Origin of the sequence: Pseudanabaena mucicola FACHB-723 (assembly GCF_014696385.1) — a bacterium.
Classification (GTDB): Bacteria; Cyanobacteriota; Cyanobacteriia; order Pseudanabaenales; family Pseudanabaenaceae; genus Pseudanabaena.
The window spans coordinates 44066-68539 of sequence record NZ_JACJQB010000012.1; the positions used below are offsets into that span (position 1 = coordinate 44066).

The following is a 24474-nucleotide window of genomic DNA, read 5'->3' on the forward strand; positions in this document are numbered from 1 at the left end:
GAATTGCCACTACTACGGACAAATTAGGAATGTAAAACCTGTGCTAACTTGTCGTGCAGCAAGGTCAGCGCATTGGCGCGATGACTGATTTTCGCCTTGATGTCGGCGGGAATTTCGCCAAAGGTTTGCTGAAGCTCTGGCACAAAGAAAATAGGATCATAACCAAAACCGCCCTGCCCAAGCGGTGCATCGGCGATCTCGCCCTTGCAAACACCAACTGCATCCGCCACAATTTTGCCATCGGGTGAGGCAATTGCGATCGCACAGACAAACTGGGCTTCACGGTTAGGCTGATCTTGCAATTCTGATAACACCCGATTAATGCGATCGCAATCTGTATCCGCATACCTTGCCGACAGTACCCCTGGCGCACCATTGAGGGCAAATACTTCTAAACCTGAGTCGTCAGCAATTGCCCACTCTTGAGTGGCGATCGCCACTTGAGAAGCCTTGAGATGGGCATTGGCAATAAAAGTTGTCCCAGTTTCTTCGACATCAATGTGGTCAGGTTTGGGCATCAAGGTTACACCCAAATCCGCCAAATAAGCCCGAAATTCTTTGATTTTGCCAGCATTACCGCTAGCGATTACTAATTTCTTTAGTTGAATTGATAGATCAGACATTGATTAAACCGTGCGTTATAAACAATAAAATATAGGGCTTTTAAACTTTTCTTAAACTTATTCGCAAATGAGAGCGATCGCAATCTTTGTCTCCCTAAGCCTTTTGCGCCAAACATGCCAGTAAAGCTTGAATTTGTTCCTTGGTATGGGTTGCCATTAAGGTAATTCTAATTCTGGCGGTTGGCACAGTCGGCGGACGAATCGCAGGAGCAAAAATACCATGATCGCGCAAATGTTTTGCGATATGCATCGTTTCAGGAATATCACCTACTGCGATCGCAATAATTGGTGAATCAAAGGCAATTGCCGACATGCCTAAATTCTGCAATCCCTGTTTTACCATTGCCACATTTTGCCAAAGTTGCTGACGGCGCTCATGATCAGACTTGACAATTGTTACCGCCGTCATCGCCGCCCCCGTATCCGCAGGCGATAAACCCGTTGTATAAATCCAAGTCGCCGCCCGATTGCGTAAGTAGTCAATTAACTTCGCCGAACCTGCCACATAGCCGCCCAAACTTCCTAACGCCTTACTCAACGTTCCCACTTGAATTAAATCCTGCTGAATTCCCAGAGCATTGGTCAAACCACCACCGCGATCGCCAAATATGCCCGTACCATGGGCTTCATCCACTAGCACCATACATTCATAGGTTGCCGCCAAATCCATAATTGCTTGTAACGGCGCAAGGTCGCCATCCATACTAAACACACTATCCGTCGTAATCAGACAACGACGATAATTGCCGCGATGTTGTTTTAACTTAGTCGCCAGATCATCGAGATCCACATGGCGATAATCGATCGCTGTTGCCCCGCTCATCAATGCGCCTTTTTTCAAACAAGAGTGATTGTATTCATCACCTAAAATTAAATCGCGTTGCCCTGCAATCGCTGAAATTGTCCCTAAATTGGCGAGATAACCTGAGCTAAACACCAAAGCTGCTTCCGTATTTTTAAGATCAGCGATCGCAGTTTCTAGCTCTTCATGCAGAGCTAAATGACCCGTTACCAATCGTGAGCCTGTCGAGCCAGTGCCATACCTTTCGGTAGCGGCGATGGCAGCATCAATCAAGCGGCGATCCCCCGCTAGTCCCAGATAATTATTGCTAGCAAACATCAACATTTCGCGTCCATCAATATTTGCGATCGCACCTGCTTTGCTACTCACAGTTTGCGTAGAGCGATACCAGTTTGCTTTGTGAATTGAGTCAAGCGAGCGATCAATCCAGTCATAGGGAGTAGATATGGGTTTAGCCTTCACACTTCTTTACAAATCAGTTTAAAATTAAATAATATCAATTCTCATTTATACCGCTATTATCTAGGTTTCAAAAATGACCGTTGCATATCCCCGTAAACTTCGTGGACAACTAAGCGCCCAAGACATCCTTAATCAAGTGGTTCGTCAACGTGAGATTCATATGGTGACACTCAATCGTTACCGTTTCAATGAACAACGTAGCTGTAAAGATTTAACTGATCTAATCGAAAAACTTGATGGCAATCCCCGTGACCTGATCAAGGATCTTTCCCATCACATTGCCGATGAAGCTCGTCATGCGCTCTGGCTGACTGACTTGCTTTACGAACTCGGTGAAGATATTGGTACTCCTCCCGGAACTTCCTACATCGATGAGTTTGAGCGATTCATTAGCCATGACACAATTACCACCGCAGAAGATGGCATCATCGAATCCCTCGCCGCCATCAATGTCACCGAAAAGCGTGGTTGTGAATATTTTGCCGCCCATATTCGCGCACTTGATAAAGCTGAACAAACCACAGAAAACATCAAGATTCGCGATACCATTGCTAAAATCTTACCTGAAGAAGTAGAACATGTGCGCTGGGGTAATCGCAAGCTTGCAGAAATTGGGAAACAGAGTGAAGCTCTACATGCCAAGGTCGAAACCGCTAAGCGCAAGTATGCCGCTATTGAGCAAGCAGCCTATGAGTCGGGAATGGATGTGCTTGCGGGTGCAGAGGTACGTCGGGTCGAGAACCTGATGAAGATTGCTGATACGATGCCGCTTTGGCAACGTCCCCAATATTTGATGGATCAACTTCCTCAGACTTTGTTCTCTCCCGAATTGCAAAAGACTCGTATTGATTTAGTCAAGAAAGCTTGGGAAAAGGATCCTTCTAATTTTGTGGAGAAATTTATCCCCATGTTCTTTAGTGGCAATCTAAAAGATACCGCAAATAAGGCAGGCAAATATTAGCCTTACTAAAGAGCAAGTGCCGCGCTCTGCGCGGCACTTGCTCTTTATCTCAACAGAGATTCTAATTCTTTCAATAGTAAAATTTGTTCTTGGCGATTGGCTTCCAGACGACTTAAAATCACAGCAGTTCGCTTCTGTTTATTAGTTCCTAATCCTTCTTGATTTCCTTGCTGATTCATCTGATTAGGTTTCGTTATGGCTGCGCCAAGATTAGTAATGATGGTGAAGGGATAGGTCAATATCAATAGCCAGAATTTTTTAGTGATATCGGCGATTGCGCCTAATAGCCCTGAAACAAATACCAGTAACAGCATTGATATCCCAAAACTCTGCAAAGGATGGTTAACTATCCAAATCAATTGCGGATGATGATTAATCCAATTATTTAAAGGTGCATTAACTGAAGCCTTGATCCCTTCAGCTAGGGTTTGATTAAGAACGTCAATTTTTTGGGAAATACCACCAATCGAGCTGTCAGCCGCTTTAGTCAAATTTGTTTTGGTCGTTTCTGTGACCTGACGCAAACCATCAAGGGAATGAGCCGTATTATCTAAAACCACATTTTTCGCTTGCTGGGCATTTTGACTAACCGCATTGAGAGCAGCATCAATATTTGTACTCACAAAGCCCTTGGCTGTTTGAAATTTGTTGACAAGGTTTTCTGGAAGAGAAATAGGCATAGATAAAAAATTAAGAGATAGTGCTGTAACTAAGTTAAAACACTATCTCCCATAAATACAAACGAAAGCGGCGCGAAGTGCCGCCTTTATTTATTTGGGTTAGTCAATTAGTAGGTAATTTGCAAGGTTACGGAAGCATTGACCTTCTGCTCACCTCCTAAAATTGGCACAGCATCAGCCGAAGACTTAGCCAGCATTTCAGCGCGAGGCTGAGGCACTGGATAGGAGATTCCTGAATCACTGATCTGAATAGTCTTAATCGACTTTTGAGTCAAGCCTAGCGCCCTAAGAACCGTATTAGCTTGAGCTTGGGCATCTTGAACAGCATCACGCAGCGCAAATTGCTTCGCTTCATCGAGCATCGTATCTGTTGCCACAAAACTAAGCTGCTCAATTTGATTTGCTCCTGCGGCAACTGCGGCATCAAGGGTTGCCCCAGCTTTGTCGATCGCCACTAAAAAGCTGACACTGGTTTGTCCTGTAAAGCCTTCTTGGGTTTGGCGATTATTTTCATAAACATACTTGGGACTAAGTTGGATTGTTGTGGTCTGGAGCTTCTCGACACCTAGCTGTTGCAGTTTGGTCACGATGCTATTTGCCTGACGGGCTACCTCCGCTTGGGTTGCGATCGCAGTTTTCCCCTCAGCCGTCACCCCCAACTGAATTCTTGCCTTCGTTGTTTTCACTGCTCTTTCCCCACGCCCCGTCACCGTTAGCACCCGCTCATTAGCTTGGTTACTAATGGTTGATTCCTGTGCTTTTGCCGATGGTGCGATCACCGCTACCGAGGGGATGCAAAAAGCTAGACTGAGAATAAATGTCGTTATATGGCGCATATATTTAAATTCCTATGAATTTCTATTTCATGATATTTTTGTCTGTACTATTTTTGAAGATATCACCGAAATACTACAGAATCGATTCCAGTTACACTTTCGGCAACAACCCATCAAGGATGTTCCCAAATTCTAAATATCTGGGTGTAAACTTTCAACTTGTTCAAATCGATCTGGACTATTTCCCAAATTAGCCACTACATTAGTATCTGATGATTAATTTAATTGAGCAGATTTGTACCGCCCGCGTAGCGGGCGGTACAAATCTGCTCAATTAGTCATTTAAAATTCGTAAGGTTTATTAGGATTGACAAGATGTTGCAAGAGATTCAGTTACCTGTGGTTGCGGATACTAAAAAATGGTTGATCCAAGATAGTGAGTCACTCTATCGGATTAATGGTTGGGGTGAGCCTTATTTTAGTATTAACGAAGCAGGTCATGTGACTGTCTCGCCGCAGGGCGATCGCGGTGGCTGCATTGACCTCTTCGAGTTGGTCAACGATCTCAAGCAACGAGGATTGCGACTGCCAATTTTAGTCAGGTTTTCCGATATCTTGGCAGATCGCATCGAGCGCCTCAATGCCACCTTTGCTAGAGCGATCGCCCGCTACAACTACAACGGTGTTTATAAAGGTGTATTTCCAGTCAAAGTCAACCAACAGCGTCAACTAGTAGAAGAAATTGCCAAGTTTGGTAAACCATTTCAGTTTGGACTAGAGGCAGGTTCTAAGCCCGAATTACTGATTGCCCTATCAACCCTCCGCACTCCCGGCGCTTTACTAATCTGCAATGGCTACAAAGATGCTGAGTATATTGAAACGGCACTACTAGCGAGAAAGCTTGGTCAAAATACAATTATTGTGATCGAGCAATTGGAAGAAGTGGAAATGATCATCCGCGCTGCCACCAAGTTAGGCATTGCACCTGTGGTTGGGGTGAGAGCAAAACTTAGTGCTAAGGGTATCGGTCATTGGGAAGACTCTACAGGAGATCGCGCGAAGTTCGGCTTGAGCATGTGGGAAATTCTCGAAACCGTTGAGCAGTTGGAAGCGGCAAACATGTTGGAATCTCTCAAGTTGCTCCACTTTCATATCGGCTCACAGATTAGTAATATCAGTACGATTAAAGATGCTCTCAGAGAAGCGGGACAAATCTATGTGCAGCTTGTATCCATGGGCGCACCGATGGGACATTTAGATGTTGGCGGTGGTTTGGGGGTTGACTACGATGGTTCTAAAACCAACTTCTATGCTTCCAAAAACTACAGTATGCAGAACTATGCTTACGACATTGTGGCAGCCATTAAAGATGCTTGTACGGAAAAAAATATTCCTGTACCTACCCTCACCAGTGAGAGTGGGCGGGCGATTGCGTCCCATCAGTCCGTACTTGTATTCGACGTAATGGGGATTAGCGGTATACCCAATCAAGCAATTCCTCCATTACAAGATGATGAACATATTATTGTTCGCAATCTCTTTGAAACCTTAGAGAACATCAATGAAAATAACTATCAAGAGATTTATCATGATGCCGTGCAGTTTAACCAAGAAGCGATCAGTCTATTTTCCTTTGGCTACTTGACGCTCAAGCAACGCGCTCGCATTGAACGTCTGTTTTGGGAATGTTGCGATCGCATTCTCAAAGTAACTCGCAAACTTAACTATGTGCCTGATGATCTTGAAGACCTTGAAAAGTCAATGGCATTGACCTATTACTGCAATTTCTCAGTATTTCAGTCTGCTCCCGACAGTTGGGCTATTGATCAATTGTTCCCGATCATGCCGATCCATCGTCTCAACGAAGAACCCAGTTGTCGCGGTACGATCGCCGATTTAACCTGTGATAGCGATGGCAAGATCGATCGCTTTATCGACCTCCGTGACGTAAAGTCTGTTCTAGAACTACATCCTTTCATTGCCGAAGAACCTTACTATCTCGCCCTCTTTCTTGGTGGCGCATATCAAGAAATTCTTGGCGATTTACACAATCTCTTCGGTGATACCGATGCCGTCCATATCCACGCAACCCCAACGGGCTACAAAGTGGAACATGTGATTAAAGGCGACTCGATGACTGAGGTATTAGCCTATGTGCAGTACAACCGTGAGTCTATGCTCGAAAATATCCGTCAAGAAACCGAACGGGCATTGCAAGAAAAGCAAATCACCCTTGAGGAGGCAAGACTATTCTTGCAAAAGTATGAGCATTGCCTCAATGGTTATACATACCTAAGCTAATTACAGCGCTTGGCGCTGACTTAAAAATCAGAAAAACTTTTGAAAGCAGCGCTTTGCGCTGCTTTCAAAAGTTTTGTACTAATTCAAGCCTCAACAAGCTTGTTATTTTTTAATACTGAGCTGCTGATTTAGCGATCTCAATTCTTGCAAAATTTCTTTTAAGAGCCGATTCGTTTCATTTTGAGTAGGTTCTTGCACCTGAATTGTCACTTGCTTGATCTTCAGAACATCCCGTGCAAATCTTGACACCTCCGTCGGGTGAAACAGCAAAGGATCGCGGTCACTCTGCCGTAATTCAGGATTCAGCTTAGATGGATCATAGGGCAGATTTAATAACCCCTGATCAGGATCGGTGTTGGCATAGCGGTAAACAGATGCACGCGATCGCCCCAAAGCCTTTTGAATTGCCTCCACATCCATTAATTCATAGATATGTTCAGAAGAAATTTCAGAATTAAACGAAGGATGAGCCATAAAAATGAGCCAACTGGTCTTGTATGCTAATCTCGATAATTATAGTCTCATTAAGAGTCTAATCGTCTTAAAGATTGGGCAATCTAAAACATTTAATAGAAGGCATTAAGTAGCTAGGTATAATTAAAATCCAGATCTAAAGCATGTGACGCACGCGCAGCGTGCGTCACATGCTTTAGGATGACTTACCATTAAATTTTCTAAGCAGACAAAGCTACCACTTTCTCCGAGACAAATTGTTCAACATCCTTCATCTGGGCTTGAATATCCTCAAGTAAGCCCAAAATTGGCTCAAAATTTTGACTAGATGCCAAGTTTTCCATTTTTACGGCTAGTGGTTGCACTCTCAATGCACCAACATTCGCACTTGCCCCTTTAATATGGTGAGCCTCAGCCATAATACCCATCTGATCCTGATTGCTAATTAGCACTTGGATCGTGGCGATTCTCTGAAGAGTATCTTCAACATAAACCTGTAAAACTTCAATTTCAAATTCTATATCTCCCTCTGATATCTGATTAAGGTGTTTTACATCTATAGGAGATTGAAACTGCTGATTCATAGGGCTTGATGTTCACACAGCATTTGTGGACGACTAATATCTTACTCGTTATCTGGAGTATCTTAATATCAATGCTAGTATAGAGACTCAATGTAAAGATTTGCAAAGACATTTTTTCTCCCTAAAATTAATATAAATAATTCAGCATAGTTGAAAACTATAGTCAGGGCTTGTAGCACCTGTAGCGGGCGGCACAAGCTTATAGATTTTAGGTTTAGTGATGCTGAACTACCTAGCAACCAATACTTTTAAACACAAGACGAGTCATATCGACCATGCGTATCATTTTAATGACAGGAAAAGGCGGAGTTGGTAAAACCTCCGTGGCAGCAGCAACAGGCTTGCGCTGTGCTGAATTGGGCTATAAAACACTAGTCTTGAGTACCGATCCTGCCCACTCCCTTGCCGATAGCTTCATGGTTGAGCTAGGACATGATCCTAAAGAAGTTCGTCCAAATCTTTGGGGCGCAGAACTAGATGCACTCCGCGAGCTAGAGGGAAACTGGGGGGCAGTTAAACGCTACATTAGCGAAGTGTTGCAAGCCAGAGGTCTAGAGGGCGTTCAAGCTGAAGAATTAGCAATTTTACCGGGGATGGATGAGATTTTTGGGCTAGTGCGTGTCAAGCGCCACTATGACGAAAAAGAATTTGATGTTTTGGTCATTGACTCAGCGCCCACAGGTACTGCTCTGCGCCTATTGTCACTTCCTGAGGTTGCAGGATGGTACATGCGGAAATTTTATAAGCCATTGCAGGGGATGGCGCAGGTTCTCAGCCCAGTATTTGAGCCAATTTTTAAGCGCGTTACAGGCTTCTCTTTGCCCAACAAAGAGGTAATGGATGCACCCTATGAGTTCTATGAAGAATTAGAAGCTCTCGAAAAAATCCTCACCGACAACACCACTACGAGTGTCCGCCTAGTCACCAATCCAGAAAAAATGGTGATTAATGAATCCCTACGGGCGCATTCCTATCTCAGTCTCTACAATGTGGCAACTGACATGGTGATCGCCAATCGGATTATTCCTGAAGAAGTTCAAGATCCCTTCTTTAAAGCTTGGAAAGATAATCAAAAGCAATATTGCGAGCAAATCTACCGCGATTTCCACCCTCTCCCCATCAAACAGATTCCACTCTATGCCGAAGAAATGTGTGGAATCGAAGCATTAGAACGCCTCAAAGTCACCTTGTTTGGGGACGAAGATCCCTCGCAAGTCTATTACAAGGAAAATACGATGCGGGTGGTTGAGGAAAACAAACAATATCGTCTGGAGTTATATCTTCCCGGAGTTCCCAAAGAAAAGATTGAACTCACTAAAACTGGGGATGAGTTAAATATTCGTATCGGCAATCACCGCCGTAATTTGGTTTTACCCCAAGCGTTATCAGTGTTGCAAACCTCTGGCGCAAAAATGGAAGACGACTATTTAAAGATTCGTTTTTCGACCCCTGTTTAAACCACTAACCCAAAAGAAAAAAGCGTCGCATTGCGACGCTTTTTTCTTGTTTGGGAACTAAGCCTGTTTAGCTTCAGTACCATCAATAATGCGCTGGAACAAATAGCCCGTCCCTCTGGCTGTCAAGATTAACTCAGGATTACTAGGATCTTCTTCAAGCTTGGCACGTAAGCGGGAAATGTGAACATCAACAACACGAGTATCCACATGGCGCTCAGGTGTATATCCCCAAACCTCTTGCAAAATTTCTGCCCTTGAGAAAGCTTCACCCGATCGCCCAACTAATAGCTCTAACAGGCTAAATTCCATGCCCGTCAGGCGAATCCGCTCATCAGACTTATAGACTTGACGTTTATTGGTATCAATCTTGATCGTGTTGATATGAATCACGCCAGAACTGGGGATTCCCGATGTGCCATTGCGATCAAAACGGCGCAATACTGAACGAATCCGTGCTTCTAATTCTTTTGGGGAAAAAGGTTTAACAACGTAATCATCTGCACCAAGTTCCAAGCCTGTGATGCGATCAGCAACATCGCCCAAAGCCGTAAGCATAATGATGGGAATATCAGATTCTTTGCGAAGCTCTTGACATACCCCGTAACCATCGAGCTTTGGCATCATTACGTCAAGAACAACCAAGTCAGGGTTTTCTTGATGAAAAACTTCGATCGCTTCTTCTCCATCTGCGGCGGTGACGACCTCGTAACCAATCATCGACAAACGTGTCTCCAGAATCCGACGAATACTTGCTTCGTCGTCTACAACTAGGATTTTTTCCTTATGGTTTTCCAAGCCAGTTTACACTCCACTATGTTGCTAGCTGCAATTTCAGTAAAATTTTACAACTTTACATATTTATTCAACTAAGTTTACAAGAAATGGGTCGTTACAATCCGAAAACTAAACTTAAAGTTTCATAATCAACTTTACCTAGAACATGAGGCGCTTTGCGATGATCCAAAATTAAAACCCAAGAATCGACTGCACCGCCAATCGCTTCTTGGACTTGGGTTGGTACTAGCTCACTCTTGCTTTGCTATATTTGTGATCTTGGCGAGGTGATTAAGATAAAATTAGAGTCAAGTAGATTAAGTTTTATGCGATAAGGATGTTTTGATCATGACTGAACCAACTCAATTTCCACAGGCAACTGATCCTAAAATGGGATTCAACACCTATGCAGAACGTCTCAATGGGCGGGCAGCGATGATTGGATTTATTATTGCGATCGCAATTGAGTTTGTCACGCATAAGGGTTTGTTGGCATGGCTAGGTTTAATTGATATAAGCTAGTTGCAAATACAGGGTGGTTTATCCACCTACTTTTTAGTTAGCTTTGTAGTGCATTTTTTATCTATGAGATCTGGCAAAATCGGGAACTCTCTCTACTGGATTGCGGCAATGTTGGGATTAGTTCTCGATCAAGCCTCCAAATATCTGGTTGTGCAATACCTCAAGGAAGTGAAATCAATCCCCTTGATTGATGGGGTGTTTCATCTTACCTATGCCACCAACACAGGAGCAGCCTTTAGTCTATTTAGTGGTCAAATTGATTGGCTCAAGTGGATATCCATGATTGTGAGTCTAGGGTTGATTGCTTTTGGTATCTTTGCTAAAAATCTAACCCGATGGGAACAAGTCGGCTATGGTTGCATTTTGGCAGGAGCCGCAGGCAATGGCATCGATCGATTTGTCGCTGGCTATGTGGTTGACTTCATTGATATCAGAATCATTAGATTTGCGATTTTTAATATTGCCGATGTGTCAATTAACGTTGGTTTGGCTTGTTTAGTCATCGCCGTAGTGTTTATGTCTAAGCAAACTAAGCCTAAGCACTAGTATCTTCGCGTGCAATTCCCAAAAAAAACTCAAACTAGAGTTTATTTTTAAATTATTTATTAAGTTATCTACAGAGACTTAGCAACATGGCAAATTCCCCAAAAATCGTAGTCGTCACCAATGGCAAAGGGGGGGTCGGCAAAACCACAACTGCGATCGCACTGGCGGGCATCTTGGCTCAAGAAGTAAAGGTATTAGTCGTTGATGCTGATGTGCAGGGGAGTTTGTCTTGGTGGGTCGGGCGTAGCGACAAGGGTATGGGCTTTGATATTGCCAAAGAAATTGATCCTACCCATCTCAAAAAATTACCAAAGCTCAGCAGTTACGATCTAGTATTGGTAGATACGCCACCCGCATTACATTCCCATGCCCTCGCGACTGTTGTTGCGATCGCAGATTATTTGGTTTTGCCAAGTCCACCTGCACCCATGGATTTAACCGCTCTAATTGATACTGTCAAAAGTACCGTTCGCCCTGCCCAAGTCCCCCATCGAGTGCTTCTGACCCGTGTTGATCCACGATGCCTCAACGAAGCTCTGGAAGCTCAAAATACTTTACAAGAAGTGGGAGTGCCTGTTTTTCATGCCTTTGTGAGGGGATACAAAGCCCATGAACGGGCTGCCCTAGAAGGAAAACTCGTCACTCAATGGAAAGGTAAAAATGCCAGAGAAGCTGAAGCTGACTATCGGCGGGTAGTGGATGAACTGAGGAGAGATATTTTGAGATAAAAATTCCTGCCCTAATTTCACTAAAAATCCAAACAACCTTTACAAATAACCTTTAAAAAGATGTCAACTAAAAAGAAAGTCGGAATTTCAGATCTACTGCGTGATGAAGTTCATAAAGATGCGGATACCGCCGTTAGTAAACAGCCATCAGCCGACTCTTCAGAGCAAACGATTGAAGTTACCGCAGAAACCGTTAACGATGGGCTGATTAACAAGCCTGCTAGTCGTCCGACTCCTGCCATTCAAGCATCTACCAAGGTGGATGATCGTACCCAAGCCCAAATTAAGGATCTAGAACTCTCTCTCTCTCAAGCACAACAAAGAGAGAAAGAACTGTTGCAAACCGTGGCAGATTTGGAAAAAGATTTGAAATTCAGCCAAACTAATGTTGAGCTTTTACAAAAGTCTTTAGCCGCAATTGAAAGTCTCAAAAATGAATTAGATCAACAACTTGTGGAAGTTAAACGCGATAATCTTCGCCTTGCCGAAGCCAATATTCAACTATCAGAGGAAGTTAAGTCTCTCGAATCTGCCAAAGAGGTAGCGCCGCCGCCATTGATTGAGCCAGTTAATTCTTCTCAGTTAGTATCGCAAAGTCCGCAAAACAATCGCGCAACTCCACGCAAGCAACCCGTCGAGCAGCCTTATCCCCATCGCGATCGCAATCCTTATCACCGCCCCACAGGTTCTAATGAGCAATTGCAGCGCATTAATAATAAAAATATTGGCTGGATGGATTAATCACTATAGAAACAAGCCGCGCGAAGATCGGCTTTTTCTATAAAGGTACAAATCCCGCACTCGTCACTAGCTCCTGACCGCGCGGCGATAGCGCAAAATCAATAAACTCCTTCACCGCAGGGCTAACTTGTTGATTCACAGCTAGGGTAATCATCCGACTAATTGGGTAAGAGCCACTTCTAATCGCATTCATGTCTGTTGGTGCAACTCCATTTACAGGCACAATCCTCACTATTTCCTGTCCTACTGCCTGCGACACTGTGGTGTAACTAATGCCATCGTTGCCAAGTCTTTGCAAAATGGGCGTGGTTTCATCTTGCGGCCATGTGATGAAATTGTTGCCATCTGACGCAAAGGCTTCATCAAGTAAAACCACACTCTGAAAAAGGCTCTGAGTACCACTGGCATTAGCTCGGTTGATCACCTTAATGGGGATATTTGCACCGCCGACCTGTGACCAGTTAGTGATTTTGCCTTGATAAATATCTTTGAGTTGTGCCATCGAGAGGCTGCCCTTAAAGGGGTTATTCACGCCGATGATGATCGCTAGTGCATCACGGGCAATAGGAATAGCACGGATACCTTGGTTTACCTCATCGGCATTTAGCGATCGCGAATTTGCCGCAATCAAAACTTGACGACTAATTAAAGACTTAATACCTTGATTGCTCCCGTTTGGTCTACCATCGGGGACTCCATAGGTCGTCGGAATCGTCGGATTTTGTTGAGAATATGCAATTTGTAACTGTTTGATCAGCCGCACCATCGTTACACTGCCATCCATCGTAATTACCTTAGGATTCGGCAATGAGACATCAATATCCTGTATTGAGCTATTCGTCATTGGTGCGATCGTCGCCACCGTATTGCTGCCCGTTTGAGGATTGCCGACATTCTTCGATTGCGAAAATAATAAGTATCCACCACCAGCAATGGCAGAAGTCACTAGAAGACTCAATCCTAAAACCAAACTCTCGTTGCCAGACTTTGCCATATTAATTACTACTCGGTAATGCTGAAAAATATAACTTTTTTCTTATCTTCGTATTATAAAAATTGCAAATAAAACGTAACATTACACTAAACGATAGATATATAGGTTAGACTATTAGCCGTAAGGTAAAAGTATTTATCGGTTGTAGCAATTGTTTTCTGTACTGACAGTTTTTTTCTGTTTCATCGTGACAAGCTTCTCTCCGACATCTCTATCTCTACATACTCATTGAATTCTTGGAGAAAGCATAATGTCTATTTACGTTGGTAACTTGTCCTATGAAGTTACTCAAGACCACCTAAAGCCTGTATTTGAAGATTACGGCAAGGTCACTCGTGTTCATTTCCCTACCGATCGCGAAACTGGTCGCGCTCGTGGCTTTGCATTCGTGGAAATGAGTGCTGATGCTGAAGAAGATGCTGCCATCACTGCACTAGACGGTGCGGAATGGATGGGTCGCGTCCTCAAGGTTAACAAGGCTAAGCCTCGTGAGAACAATGATTCTTTCGGTGGTGGTAACAGAGGAGGCGGCGGTGGTCGCGGCGGTTACAACAAGTCTGGTGGCGGCGGCGGTCGTTACTAAGTCCTGAAGAAAAAGGCTGTGCTAAGCACAGCCTTTTTACTTTCTAGAGAGGGTGCTAAGCACTCTCTCTATTTTTTTGGTATGCTGAAACGAAATATGCGGATTTGTTTTGCATGGATTTATTGCAGCCATTAGGTATTGTCGTTCAGGGATCTTTAAGCGATGGCTTAGAAGTTCGACTCAATGGCGAAATTTCCGTCGAAGATATGCGCGTCGGTAAATTTTTGGTAGTTCATGGTCGGCATACGCGATTTTTTTGTATTCTGACTGATGTGACTCTTGGGACGGCTAGCCCTCGCATTTTGATGAATCCACCCGATCCTGAGAATACTTTTTTAACGGAGATTTTGGCAGGTACAGGAACGTTCGGAACAATTAACCTCACCCCGATGTTAATGTTTGTGCCTTCTAATCCCCTTGATTTATTAACCTATCACGCCGCAATTAGCAATGGAGATCGTCTCAAGAAGAACAAGCGTAAAAAAAATACCACTTACGAAGTTGTCGAAGCAACAGGTGACTTTCAACTTTTGCCAGTGAAGACAATTCCCAGTCATTTCTCACAGGTATTTGATGCGACTGAGCGTGATTTTCGGATTGTATTTGGGTGGGAAGATGATCCCCATAAGCGCAATTTTGCGATCGGGCAGCCCATTGATATGCCTGTGCCAATTTGTTTAGATCTCGATCGCTTTGTGGAGAGGAGTAACGGGGTATTTGGTAAATCGGGGACAGGGAAATCTTTTTTAACTCGCCTATTACTGTCGGGAATCATCCGTAAGCAAGCGGCGGTAAATCTAATTTTTGATATGCATTCTGAATATGGGTGGGAAGCGGCGACAGAAGGAAAAAAATTTAGCACTGTCAAAGGGCTAAGGCAGCTATTCCCTGCTCAGGTGCAGATTTATACCCTTGATCCTGATTCCACTAAGCGGCGTGGTGTACGCGATGCACAGGAACTTTATATCAGCTATGACCAAATTGATGTCGAAGATTTGATGCTGATTCGTGATGAGTTAAATCTTTCGGAAGCCAGTTTAGAAAACGCGATTATTCTACGGAATGAATTTGGTAAAAATTGGATTTCGCGATTATTAGCAATGACTAATTCCGAAATTCAAGAATTTTGTGAGCAGAAGATGGGGAGTAAATCCTCAATCATGGCTCTCCAACGTAAATTGACCCGCCTTGATGATCTCAAATATTTACGTCCCACCTGTCCCGAAAATTATATTAAGCGGATTCTGGACTCAATTGCGGCGGGTAAACATATTGTGATCGAGTTCGGATCACAATCCAATTTGCTCTCCTATATGTTGGCGACCAATATCATTACTAGACGGATTCATCATTCCTATGTGCAGCAAGCTGAAAAGTTTTTGCAGACTAAAAATATTAGCGATCGCCCCCAGCAATTAACAATTACGATCGAAGAAGCCCATCGATTTCTGGCTCCGAATACGGCTAGACAGACTATTTTTGGGACGATCGCCCGTGAAATGCGGAAATATTTTGTAACTTTGCTAATTGTTGATCAGCGACCGTCGGGAATTGATAATGAAGTGATGTCGCAAATTGGTACGAGAATTACGGCTTTGCTCAATGATGAGAAAGATATTGATGCAATTTTTACAGGTGTAGCTGGTAGTGGTAATTTGCGAACAATTTTGTCGAAATTAGATTCTAAGCAACAGGCGTTAGTATTAGGTCATGCCGTACCTATGCCCGTGGTTGTCCAAACTCGCCCCTATGATGAGACTTTCTATCGCGAGATCGGCGAAGTCCCTTGGGAAGAGATTTCGACCCCAGAGGTTTTGCGGGTTGCCGAAGCTGCTAAAGCAGATTTAGGATTTTAATCACAATAGATGTGGCGCTCAGAGCCACATCTATTGTCTAAACAATCAGGAGGTTAAACAATGACTAGTGTTGTGATTGAAAAATCCCAAGAACAAGCTGATCCTAATTTAGGGGGAATTCCCAAACTAACCCTAGATGAGTTTTTGAGCTTGCCAGAAAATGATGAAAGTTATGAACTAGTTGATGGAGAGGCGATTAAGAAAGTGTCACCAAAATTTTTTCATTCTTCTTTGACGACTGTATTTTGGGTTGAACTTTCAGCGTGGAGTGATGGACATGGGCGGGTAAGAGTGGAATGGTCAGTAGTTTTGAAACGACGGGGTAAAGATTGGGTTCCTGTGCCTGATTTACTTTATGTTTCCCATACTCGCCTTGCAGCAGATTGGCGTGAGGATGCCCCTTGTCCTGTATTACCAGAGTTAGTGATCGAGATTGTTTCGCCCGATCAAACCTTTAATCAGTTAGCTCAAAAAGCAACCGATTATTTGAATGCAGGTGTGGAGCGGGTCTGGGTAGTTTATCCGCCAATGCGAAGTATTACCGTATTTTTTGGCGATCGCCCACCTGAGACTTATCGCGGTGAAAGCTTATTAACAGATGAACTATTCCCAAATTTGGCAGTTACATCAGAGCAGTTTTTTATCAAGGCAGGAATTTAATCATCGGATTCGCAACTAGGACGAGCTACTAAGTTTTCGTAAGGCTCGATCGCAAAATGGGCATCGGGATTAGTTAACAAAATGCGATCGCATAAATCAAAAAGTTCTTGCTTAGATTGGACTAAGCGCATTCCTGCTAAAAACTTGCCCTCTGGATCGATGCCTGTCCCAATAAAGTTCAAGAATTTTTTGAGACTATTCACATGGGATTTTTCCCTGAGCGTATCTTGATAAGTAATCGTGAATAGATGTTGAATATAATTATGCACATCGGCAAGGGTAATCACTTGTACAGGTTTTCCTGCAATGCGATCGCGAATTTGTTGAAAAATCCAAGGATTGCGAATTGCAGATCTTCCAATCATCACCCCTGCTGCGCCTGTTTCTTGTAAAACCTGTTCCGCTTTGAGATAGGAAGTAATATTGCCATTTGCCAACACGGGACAATTGACGGTCTGCACGGCACGACGGATCAAGTCATAATGCACTTCGCCACGATATAACTCTTTGACAGTGCGACCATGTAAACTTAGCAGATCAATTTGATATTGATTGATTAATTGCAATAGCTTGTCAAAATGCTCAATTGAGTCAAAACCTACGCGCATTTTCACGGTGAAAAGTCCCGAAATTTGCGATCGCAAAGCATCAAAAATCCGCTCGATAGTTTCAGGTTCGCGCAGTAATCCACCGCCAACATTTTTACGATAAACTCGCGGCGCAGGACAGCCAAGATTAAGATCAATTCCTGCGATCGGATATTTGGTAAGTTGCTGAGCAATTCGCAACATATCAGGGATGCTTTCACCAATTAGTTGGGCAAATACGGGTCTTCCTGTCGTATTACAGGTAATTGATTTGAGAATTTTTTTATCTAAATTAGAATTAGCATAGACCCGAAAATATTCGGTCACATAATAATCGGGACAGCCATATTCGCCGAGCATTTGCATAAAGGCAAGATCGGTAATGTCTTGCATGGGTGCGAGTGCTGTCAGTGGTTGCCCAGATAAAATTGGTGGTGGTAATAACTGCAAACTCAAAGTGGTGTTTGGATATAGTTTTATGGTTGTTGACAAGTAGGTAGAAATGCATCTATCAAAACTTGCTCAATCAGGTAGGGGCAAATATCTGGAAATATATCTAATCCTGTTTCCCTTTCAGCGCTAACGACAGCTAACTGATAGGCATCATCAAAAACATCAGCTATTGCCGCCTTCAGACTGGGATTTTGCTTGAGATGCTTTTGTAACCGTAATCTTTGTTCTTTAATCGTTAATTGCCAACTCCGCGATCGCTTACTAGGTTGAAACTGCCACTTCAAAAGGTGCATCAATAAAATTTCTAAACGGCTTTCCAACTCCCGCCTTTCAGCACGCCCCATGTCTTCTATTTCTTCGGCTAAATGTTGAATATCAATTAATTGCAGTTGTCCAGTTCTGAGCAACCGAGACTGCTCCTGTGTCCAAGCATAAAAATCATGATCGTAATCATGCTCATCGCGGTCGGACTGATTAGGATCTGTAGGATTTGTACCATGGGGAGATAACGGCTTGGTTGCGATCGCCATAGGTCTACACTAGCTAAGGTATAAATAAATTAACATATTAACCTTCATCCCCATGAGCGATTGCCCCACTCCCTACAACAGTAAAAATACTCATAGTTCTAAGTCATCTTCCGTTAACTATGAACAGGGATCGCTCTTTAGTGAAGGAATGCAGCGTACTTCACGACTTTATGATAGTGGTGAGAAGTATCAAATGGGAAGTCAATCTTTGCAGAACTGGAAAAATGCGATCGCAAAGTATCAGAATTCCGTCACCACAATGATCCCCGTTCAAACCTCCCTATTTGATTTACCCAACAATCACTGCGATCCCCATGCAATTAATCCATTTGCACTACCCCTGCACCCTGCGGAGTTCTACCGTTTACCCAGCGATGATCGTGGTGATGCCTGTTTATACTTTGTGATCGATCTCACACATCCATCACAGCCACCCGTGTTACTGTATGTAGGTGAGACATGTAGTTCTCATCAAAGATGGAAAGGAACTCATGACTGTAAACGTTATCTGCTGAACTATCGAGAACTGCATATCACCCACAATATCCCGACCCAAGTTGTCATGACCTTCTGGTGGGACGCTCCTGCCGCAACTCGCACTAGGCAAAAACTAGAGAAAATCCTCATCGAGAAATGGCGGTCACCATTTAATAAAGAGAACTGGAGCTTTTGGGGAACTCCTTTCGTCAACTAGATCATCTAGAGCATCGACAAACCCTTTTATATTCACCTATAGGCAAAGTCTCAAGATATCTTGAACATGTTCCTTTGCGCCACACACAATTACTAAGGACTAAATTAATGTCTCAACAAAACCCTAACTCTAACTACGATGTCAATGAACTATGGTTCGTCAAATTTTTTGTGGGTAGCATGGTCTCAATCACTGTATTGACGGTAATCTTGTCATTCTTACCATCACCATCGGGCTTGAGAAATTCACCTCAAAATAAGACCGTATTATTACTCAAACAACATCATTCACCAGCTTTTAGCTAGTTGGCTATTGTCGTACTTTCAAGAAGACAGACTCAGTTTGAGCTGCAAGCCTATCCCATGCAAAGCGATCCCTTAGTTCCGATTGAGCATTATTTACTAAGGTTTGGGCATAGTCACGATTTTGTAAAACCTCAATAATTCCATTCGCTAAAGAATCTGCATCATTTACCCTTGTGACGATTCCTGTGATTTGGTGACGCACTACCTCTGGCAACCCTCCTGCATCGGAAACAACGAGGGGAATTTTGGCGGCAAAGCTCTCAAGGGCAACAATGCCAAAAGGCTCATAGAGGCTGGGGAAAACAGCACAATCAGCAACTTTTTGAAATTTCCAAAAATCTGTATCCGCCATGAAGCCAGTAAATTGAACTTTGTGGTAGATACCCAGATCCCAAGCTTGACGCTGTAGCAAAATCGAATAGGCATCCCCAGTACCAATGATGACTAGACGTACTTTGTCGTTCATCGCACTGATAATTTTGGGCATTGCATTGAGCAAAATGTAAATGCCTTTTTCATAGGTGATTCGCCCCACAAAATATATAAGCGCTTCATCGGGTGGCGCGTACTTTGCCCTTAAACTTGCCTCATCCTCATCCTGCTCAGACTTAATGTGCTTCCACCGCTCCTCACTCAGACCGTTATAAACTACATCAATCTTTTCGGCGGCACAGCCAAAAACCCTTTGCAACTCTTCGCGCATATATTCAGAGCAAACAATTACGCGCTGGGCGGATTGGGTTAAGTTAATCTCTTTTTGATGAATATGTCTTTGCGTATCGTTGTGAATACCATTGCAACGCCCATGCTCTGTGGCATGAATGGTGGCGATGAGGGGAATCGAAAACTCGTTAGTCAATGCGATCGCAGATTCTTCAACTAACCAGTCATGGGCATGGATTAAGTCAACAGAATTATCATCTAAAAACTTACGCGCAAAGTTTATCATCTGGAGATTCATCTGGTTTACCCAATGAAAAAAATCATGGTTAGGTTCAACAGGAATCCGATAAACATGAATGCCATCAACAACTTCTGCTGATGCCCCACCCTCAACGGCAACAGTAATTAAATGAACATCGTGTCCGCGCTTAACAACTTCAGGATATAGCTCTGCTACATGACGAGAAATTCCTCCAATAATGCGCGGGGGAAACTCCCAAGCTAGAGCGAGAATACGCATGGTATTTAGTTAATGTTTGAAATAATAAAGACTAAGTATTTAATCTTAGTATTAACTATACCAACTATATATCGACAGAATCTATCCACGAATTAGTAGTGTTATAAAGTGATGTTGCTATCAGGATCTCATAGGGTTTAGTATCTCCAAAATATTCCCGAATAAGATCAGTAAAGAGATAGATAGCTTGTAAAATTATCAGGATATTGCGAAAATGAGCGACGATCAGTTTATTTCCATTGTCCATTTAACCGATCTACATTTATTTACAGACTTAAATAGTTACTTAGTTGGGATTCCCACTAATCAATCATTCCAAGCGGTTTTGACAGAAGTTAAACAGACAATTCCTAAGATTGACCTATTGCTATTGACGGGGGACTTATCACAGGACTGTAGTGCTGCTTCCTATGAGTTTTTGCGTCAATCCCTTGATGTCGCATCGTTCCCAGCCTATTGCTTGGCGGGTAATCATGATGATTTAAACTTAATGGCGGAATACTTGCCGAGTGAGTATGTGCATTTGGTGCGATCGCAAAATATTGGGGGATGGCGAATCTTATTGCTTAGCTCAGTGGTGGTGGGCGCAGTGCATGGCAATTTAGCCGAATCAGAATTGGCATGGTTAGAGGAAAATTTAAACGCTTATCCTGATCATCCGACTTTGATCGCGTTTCATCACCCTGCTATTGACATCGGTTCAGCATGGATGGATGAGATTTGTCTAACTAATAAAGAGCAGTTTTGGCAGATTTGCGATCGCAATCCCCAGATTCAAGCAGTTGTGAATGGACATGCCCATCAAGACTTTGAGCAAATTTATGAAACTGCCCATAATTCAGTGCGTTGTTTAGTCAGTCCTTCAACCTGTGTGCAGTTTCAGCCACGAACACCCCAGCTAATTATTGATAATCAAGCACCTGCTTGGCGGCATCTCCGACTCTACGCTGATGGCACAATCACAACCGAAGTTCATCGTCTCAGCAGTGCCAGCTTCCCCCCCGATCTTGCGGCGAACGGCTATTGAAAAGCGGTTTCCTGATAGGATAAAAAACTGCCCAGCAACTTTTTATCCCCACCCTCAGAGCAAATGCAACCGCAGACTATTGTGATTAAAATTGGCACGTCCAGCCTTAGTCATCCTGAATCAGGAGACTTGCAGCTAGCGACAATCGCCAAATTAGTAGAAGCAATCGTCCATCTGCGCCGCGAAGGACATAGCGTTGTCTTAGTTTCTTCGGGTGCTGTGGGTGTTGGTTGTGGACGGCTAGGCTTAAAAAAACGTCCGCGCAAAATTTCTAAGAAGCAAGCGGTGGCGGCGGTGGGGCAAGGTCGCTTAATTGGCATTTATGACGACTTTTTCGGCACATTACAACAGCCCGTGGCTCAAGTTTTGCTAACCCGTGGCAATTTGATTCAGCGTCAGCACTATATGAATGTCCATGCAACTTTCCATGAATTGCTGGAAATGGGCGTAGTCCCGATCGTTAACGAAAATGATACGGTGGCAGTTGATGAGTTGAAATTTGGCGATAATGATACCCTTTCGGCATTGGTAGCAAGTTTGGTAGAAGCAGATTGGTTATTTTTATTAACCGATGTTGATCGCCTTTATTCCGATGATCCGCGTCAAAATCCCGATGCTCAGCCAATTGAGTTTGTCGAATATGCAGAATTGACCAGCTTGAGGCAAGCGATCGGTGAAAAACAAGCACTAGGCGCTCAAGGTGGCGGCACAGCATGGGGAACGGGAGGAATGGCCACCAAACTTGATGCAGCTCGGATTGCCTCCGCCGCAGGGGTTCGCACCGTCATTACCCGTGGCTCTTTCCCCGATCGCATATCCGCAATTCTCAAGGGAGAGAACTTCGGTACACAGTTTGCCGCCCAACCCAAAACAGTCAATGCTCGGAAGCGCTGGATTGCCTATGGGATGGTCACGGTCGGTAAATTGTTTTTAGATGATGGTGCGGTTAGTGCCGTCATTCTCAAAGGTAAATCCCTCTTGCCTGCGGGAATTATCGAAGTGGAAGGCAAGTTTGAGGCAAATGAATCGGTCAGTATTTGCGATCGCAATGGTAAAGAAATTGCCAGAGGCATTACCAATTACAGCAGCAATGATATTCTTCGCATTCTCGGCTCTCAGTCCGAAGATATTCCTAAGTTACTCGGTGTCGAAGGGGAAGAGACCGTAGTTCATCGCGATAACTTAGTGAGTCTGTGAGCCGTCCGCATAGCAGACGGTTCAAGATGTTAGAAACTAGCTTTGCAAAAAAACTTCAATTTTATGCGCTTCTTCAATACCTCGCTTAATGCAATCGCCTAAAGCCACGCCGCCAATAAAATTTGCGCTGACATATAGCCCCTGAGATTTTTTTAACTCCGACTCGACGATAGCAAGGCGATCTAAATGACCGATTTCATACTGTGGAATTGCCTTGTCCCACACATGCACTGCGATCGCTTTCGGTGCAGCCTTGCTCTCTGGACGCAGTAATGTTTTCTTGAGGTCTTGATGCACAGCATCAATGATTTCTGCCTCAGAAAGCTTGGCTAACATCGGGTCAAGAGTGCCGCCAATGAAGTTAAGCAATAGTTGCCAACCCTCAGGGGCGCGTCCCGCAAATAGGCTTGATGACCAAATCGTGCCGAGGGTTCGCACCCCTTGAGTACGTGGAATCAGATTGCCAAAGCCCTTCATATCACAGATAAACTCGCTCTTAGGATAGGCAAGCACCACACAGGCAACGGTGGGATAGAAGATTTCCTTGAGAGCTTGGCTAGCGACTGGTAGAAAGTCTTGCAATAGCTTTGCCGTAACATAGGCGGGAGTAGTCAGCACGACCGCGCGTGAGGTGACGATTTCTTCACCTGTGGGGGTATCGAACTTAGAAATATAAATATCGCCTTGCTTTTCTAGCGATCGCAAAATCCATTGTTGCTTGATTGCTGTGCCTTGCGCTCTTAACTTGGTGGCAACGGCTTCGGGTAACATTTTGATTCCCTCCCGAAAAGAACCAAGTTCACCTGATTTAACCTTGGGCAGAGTCGGATCATTGATTTTTTTGGCTTTGCGTTCCTTTGCAGAAAGGATCGCCCCTGCCAACAAACCGTTATAAGTATTTTCTAGGCGAAAGATCTTGGAAAATGCAGCTTTGGCACTCAGTCGCTTGGGGTCACCCGCATAAACACCTGAAATAAATGGCGCAACTAGTCTTTCAACAGCTTGCTTACCCAATAGGCGCGAGAAAAACTGATCAACGGATTCTTCGCCAGCCATGGCAGGACGAGCAAAGCCCATTGCCCCTAAAGCTAGACGAATTTTGCCGCCCCAAGTCAATAATTTGGTGGCGATCGCCTTGGGGGGACTCATCGGCAAGGCATTGAGCTTACCGTTGTAAAACACAAAGCGGGGTAATTTGCCATCCGCTAGCACCAATTCATCCTTGAGCCCGACTTGGACAGCGAGGCGCAATAGTTCGGGCGTAGGTTGAAAACTATTAGGACCTTCTTCCCACAGATATCCTTCGTCATTTTTAGCGCTCGTAATTGCGCCACCCACGCGATCTTGCGCTTCGGCAACCAAAACACGATGTTTTTTTGCGATCGCAAGTTCATGGGCAATCGTGAGTCCAGAGATGCCTGCCCCAACGACAAGAACATCTAAGGTTTGATTAGCTTCAGCAGATGGCGTGGCGGTCATGGCTTGAAAGACTTATAGCAATTTAGCAATTCCCAGTCTAGTACAACTCAGCTCCTATAGCTAAGTACAAGGATCGGCAGAAAAAAATTTTGTAAGGATGTGCGGCGCGAAGCGCCGCACATCCTTACGCTCAGCGAGAAATTTATAAGGAATGCTGGAACAAAGCATTCAAATATACTTTGGCGGTGCTGCGATAGTTAGGTGAGGCATTGTGGGATGCACTAAGGCGATCGCTACCACCGTTTTGCAAGAGAAATAGAGATAATGCGGCGGCAAATACACGATCCTGATCCCAATCAGGATGTGATTCTAGGTAATGTTTGAGGGTTTCGTGCAGTTCTTCAGGAATTTCAGCCAATATACTGACGGTTGTACTCATGCGAAAACCTCAACTTTTGAACAAGTTTGATAGAAACGTCGCAACCATTTTCAGCGGACGGAACTCAATTGTGCGTTTAACTAGCAGTTCTTGTCAACGTAAACAAATATTGAGATAACCTCATAAATATATGAAAT

The 24474-nt window shown here is 43.9% G+C and carries 27 protein-coding genes; 14 read left to right on the top strand and 13 right to left on the bottom strand.

All coding sequences use genetic code 11. The annotated features are described in order from the left end of the window. Positions 1 to 23 precede the first annotated feature (23 nt). Both rdgB and bioF read right to left on the bottom strand, forming a co-directional pair. Positions 24 to 623: an RdgB/HAM1 family non-canonical purine NTP pyrophosphatase gene (gene rdgB, locus H6F41_RS08380; protein ID WP_190403023.1), complete on the bottom strand. Its 600-nt coding sequence runs from the start codon at positions 621 to 623 to the stop codon at positions 24 to 26. 94 nt (positions 624 to 717) lie between these two features. Then, on the bottom strand, positions 718 to 1887 hold the full coding sequence (gene bioF / locus H6F41_RS08385; protein ID WP_322095900.1) for an 8-amino-7-oxononanoate synthase: 1170 nt from the start codon (positions 1885 to 1887) through the stop codon (positions 718 to 720). 73 nt (positions 1888 to 1960) lie between these two features. Here bioF and H6F41_RS08390 point away from each other — a divergent pair, with 73 nt between their 5' ends. Continuing rightward, positions 1961 to 2848, top strand: coding sequence for a ferritin-like domain-containing protein (locus tag H6F41_RS08390; RefSeq protein ID WP_190403024.1), 888 nt, complete (start codon positions 1961 to 1963; stop codon positions 2846 to 2848). A 44-nt stretch (positions 2849 to 2892) separates the two neighbouring features. Here H6F41_RS08390 and H6F41_RS08395 read toward each other — a convergent pair whose 3' ends face one another. After that, positions 2893 to 3528, bottom strand: coding sequence for a hypothetical protein (locus H6F41_RS08395; protein WP_190403025.1), 636 nt, complete (start codon positions 3526 to 3528; stop codon positions 2893 to 2895). A gap of 107 nt (positions 3529 to 3635) precedes the next feature. Next, positions 3636 to 4364 (bottom strand): SIMPL domain-containing protein, encoded by a 729-nt coding sequence (locus tag H6F41_RS08400; RefSeq protein WP_190403026.1) that lies wholly within the window; start codon positions 4362 to 4364, stop codon positions 3636 to 3638. 315 nt (positions 4365 to 4679) lie between these two features. Between H6F41_RS08400 and speA the strand changes: the two genes are divergently transcribed. After that, positions 4680 to 6605, top strand: a complete 1926-nt coding sequence (gene speA, locus H6F41_RS08405; protein ID WP_190403027.1) for a biosynthetic arginine decarboxylase — start codon at positions 4680 to 4682, stop codon at positions 6603 to 6605. Between the two features lie 102 nt (positions 6606 to 6707). Here the strand turns inward: speA and H6F41_RS08410 are convergent, their stop codons facing one another. Together H6F41_RS08410 and H6F41_RS08415 are read right to left on the bottom strand one after the other, a co-directional pair. Then, positions 6708 to 7079, bottom strand: a complete 372-nt coding sequence (locus H6F41_RS08410; protein WP_190403028.1) for a resolvase — start codon at positions 7077 to 7079, stop codon at positions 6708 to 6710. Between the two features lie 200 nt (positions 7080 to 7279). Next, positions 7280 to 7642: an Hpt domain-containing protein gene (locus H6F41_RS08415; RefSeq protein ID WP_190403029.1), complete on the bottom strand. Its 363-nt coding sequence runs from the start codon at positions 7640 to 7642 to the stop codon at positions 7280 to 7282. A gap of 275 nt (positions 7643 to 7917) precedes the next feature. Here H6F41_RS08415 and H6F41_RS08420 point away from each other — a divergent pair, with 275 nt between their 5' ends. Continuing rightward, the gene (locus H6F41_RS08420) at positions 7918 to 9099 is read left to right on the top strand and encodes a TRC40/GET3/ArsA family transport-energizing ATPase (protein WP_190403030.1); all 1182 of its coding nucleotides are present in this window, start codon (positions 7918 to 7920) and stop codon (positions 9097 to 9099) included. Positions 9100 to 9156: 57 nt separating this feature from the next. Here the strand turns inward: H6F41_RS08420 and rpaB are convergent, their stop codons facing one another. Then, a complete protein-coding gene (gene rpaB / locus H6F41_RS08425) occupies positions 9157 to 9894 on the bottom strand; it encodes a response regulator transcription factor RpaB (protein ID WP_190403031.1) in 738 nt (245 codons plus the stop codon). A gap of 327 nt (positions 9895 to 10221) precedes the next feature. Between rpaB and H6F41_RS08430 the strand changes: the two genes are divergently transcribed. The 4 genes from H6F41_RS08430 (at position 10222) to H6F41_RS08445 (ending at position 12410) form a co-directional block, all read left to right on the top strand. After that, a complete protein-coding gene (locus H6F41_RS08430) occupies positions 10222 to 10395 on the top strand; it encodes a hypothetical protein (RefSeq protein WP_190403032.1) in 174 nt (57 codons plus the stop codon). Between the two features lie 63 nt (positions 10396 to 10458). Next, complete coding sequence (lspA, locus tag H6F41_RS08435) at positions 10459 to 10941, top strand: signal peptidase II (RefSeq protein WP_190403033.1); 483 nt, start codon at positions 10459 to 10461, stop codon at positions 10939 to 10941. Between the two features lie 86 nt (positions 10942 to 11027). Further along, positions 11028 to 11669, top strand: coding sequence for a ParA family protein (locus H6F41_RS08440; RefSeq protein WP_190403034.1), 642 nt, complete (start codon positions 11028 to 11030; stop codon positions 11667 to 11669). 60 nt (positions 11670 to 11729) lie between these two features. Further along, complete coding sequence (locus H6F41_RS08445) at positions 11730 to 12410, top strand: hypothetical protein (protein ID WP_190403035.1); 681 nt, start codon at positions 11730 to 11732, stop codon at positions 12408 to 12410. A 37-nt stretch (positions 12411 to 12447) separates the two neighbouring features. On the opposite strand, the gene H6F41_RS08450 is transcribed toward H6F41_RS08445, so the two are convergent. Then, positions 12448 to 13404 (bottom strand): phosphate ABC transporter substrate-binding protein, encoded by a 957-nt coding sequence (locus tag H6F41_RS08450; RefSeq protein ID WP_190403036.1) that lies wholly within the window; start codon positions 13402 to 13404, stop codon positions 12448 to 12450. 250 nt (positions 13405 to 13654) lie between these two features. On the opposite strand from H6F41_RS08450, the gene H6F41_RS08455 reads away from it, so the two are divergent. The 3 genes from H6F41_RS08455 to H6F41_RS08465 all read left to right on the top strand — a co-directional run bounded on the left by H6F41_RS08455 (position 13655) and on the right by H6F41_RS08465 (position 16503). Then, positions 13655 to 13987, top strand: coding sequence for an RNA recognition motif domain-containing protein (locus H6F41_RS08455; protein WP_094532620.1), 333 nt, complete (start codon positions 13655 to 13657; stop codon positions 13985 to 13987). Positions 13988 to 14100: 113 nt separating this feature from the next. Beyond that, entirely contained in the window at positions 14101 to 15843 is a 1743-nt protein-coding gene (locus H6F41_RS08460) for a helicase HerA domain-containing protein (protein ID WP_190403037.1), read from the top strand. Between the two features lie 60 nt (positions 15844 to 15903). After that, positions 15904 to 16503 (top strand): Uma2 family endonuclease, encoded by a 600-nt coding sequence (locus H6F41_RS08465; RefSeq protein WP_190403038.1) that lies wholly within the window; start codon positions 15904 to 15906, stop codon positions 16501 to 16503. On the opposite strand, the gene H6F41_RS08470 is transcribed toward H6F41_RS08465, so the two are convergent. Both H6F41_RS08470 and H6F41_RS08475 read right to left on the bottom strand, forming a co-directional pair. Continuing rightward, positions 16500 to 17546 carry a tRNA-dihydrouridine synthase family protein gene (locus H6F41_RS08470; RefSeq protein WP_242022971.1) on the bottom strand — a complete coding sequence of 349 codons (1047 nt, stop codon included), beginning with the start codon at positions 17544 to 17546 and terminating at the stop codon, positions 16500 to 16502. The two genes, H6F41_RS08465 and H6F41_RS08470, sit on opposite strands and share 4 nt — an antisense overlap. Positions 17547 to 17566: 20 nt before the next feature. Beyond that, positions 17567 to 18073, bottom strand: coding sequence for a DUF29 domain-containing protein (locus H6F41_RS08475; RefSeq protein WP_190403039.1), 507 nt, complete (start codon positions 18071 to 18073; stop codon positions 17567 to 17569). Between the two features lie 52 nt (positions 18074 to 18125). Here H6F41_RS08475 and H6F41_RS08480 point away from each other — a divergent pair, with 52 nt between their 5' ends. Both H6F41_RS08480 and H6F41_RS08485 read left to right on the top strand, forming a co-directional pair. Continuing rightward, positions 18126 to 18767 carry a GIY-YIG nuclease family protein gene (locus H6F41_RS08480; protein WP_190403040.1) on the top strand — a complete coding sequence of 214 codons (642 nt, stop codon included), beginning with the start codon at positions 18126 to 18128 and terminating at the stop codon, positions 18765 to 18767. A gap of 107 nt (positions 18768 to 18874) precedes the next feature. Then, positions 18875 to 19072: a hypothetical protein gene (locus H6F41_RS08485; RefSeq protein ID WP_190403041.1), complete on the top strand. Its 198-nt coding sequence runs from the start codon at positions 18875 to 18877 to the stop codon at positions 19070 to 19072. A gap of 4 nt (positions 19073 to 19076) precedes the next feature. On the opposite strand, the gene H6F41_RS08490 is transcribed toward H6F41_RS08485, so the two are convergent. Then, a complete protein-coding gene (locus H6F41_RS08490) occupies positions 19077 to 20255 on the bottom strand; it encodes a glycosyltransferase family 4 protein (RefSeq protein WP_190403042.1) in 1179 nt (392 codons plus the stop codon). A gap of 214 nt (positions 20256 to 20469) precedes the next feature. On the opposite strand from H6F41_RS08490, the gene cpdA reads away from it, so the two are divergent. Beyond that, entirely contained in the window at positions 20470 to 21282 is an 813-nt protein-coding gene (cpdA, locus tag H6F41_RS08495) for a 3',5'-cyclic-AMP phosphodiesterase (RefSeq protein WP_190403043.1), read from the top strand. 63 nt (positions 21283 to 21345) lie between these two features. Further along, complete coding sequence (gene proB / locus H6F41_RS08500) at positions 21346 to 22479, top strand: glutamate 5-kinase (protein ID WP_190403044.1); 1134 nt, start codon at positions 21346 to 21348, stop codon at positions 22477 to 22479. A gap of 36 nt (positions 22480 to 22515) precedes the next feature. Here the strand turns inward: proB and hemG are convergent, their stop codons facing one another. Both hemG and H6F41_RS08510 read right to left on the bottom strand, forming a co-directional pair. Continuing rightward, complete coding sequence (hemG, locus tag H6F41_RS08505; protein WP_190403045.1) at positions 22516 to 23958, bottom strand: protoporphyrinogen oxidase; 1443 nt, start codon at positions 23956 to 23958, stop codon at positions 22516 to 22518. A gap of 142 nt (positions 23959 to 24100) precedes the next feature. Next, a complete protein-coding gene (locus tag H6F41_RS08510) occupies positions 24101 to 24337 on the bottom strand; it encodes a DUF2811 domain-containing protein (protein WP_190403046.1) in 237 nt (78 codons plus the stop codon). Between the last annotated feature and the right edge of the window lie 137 nt (positions 24338 to 24474).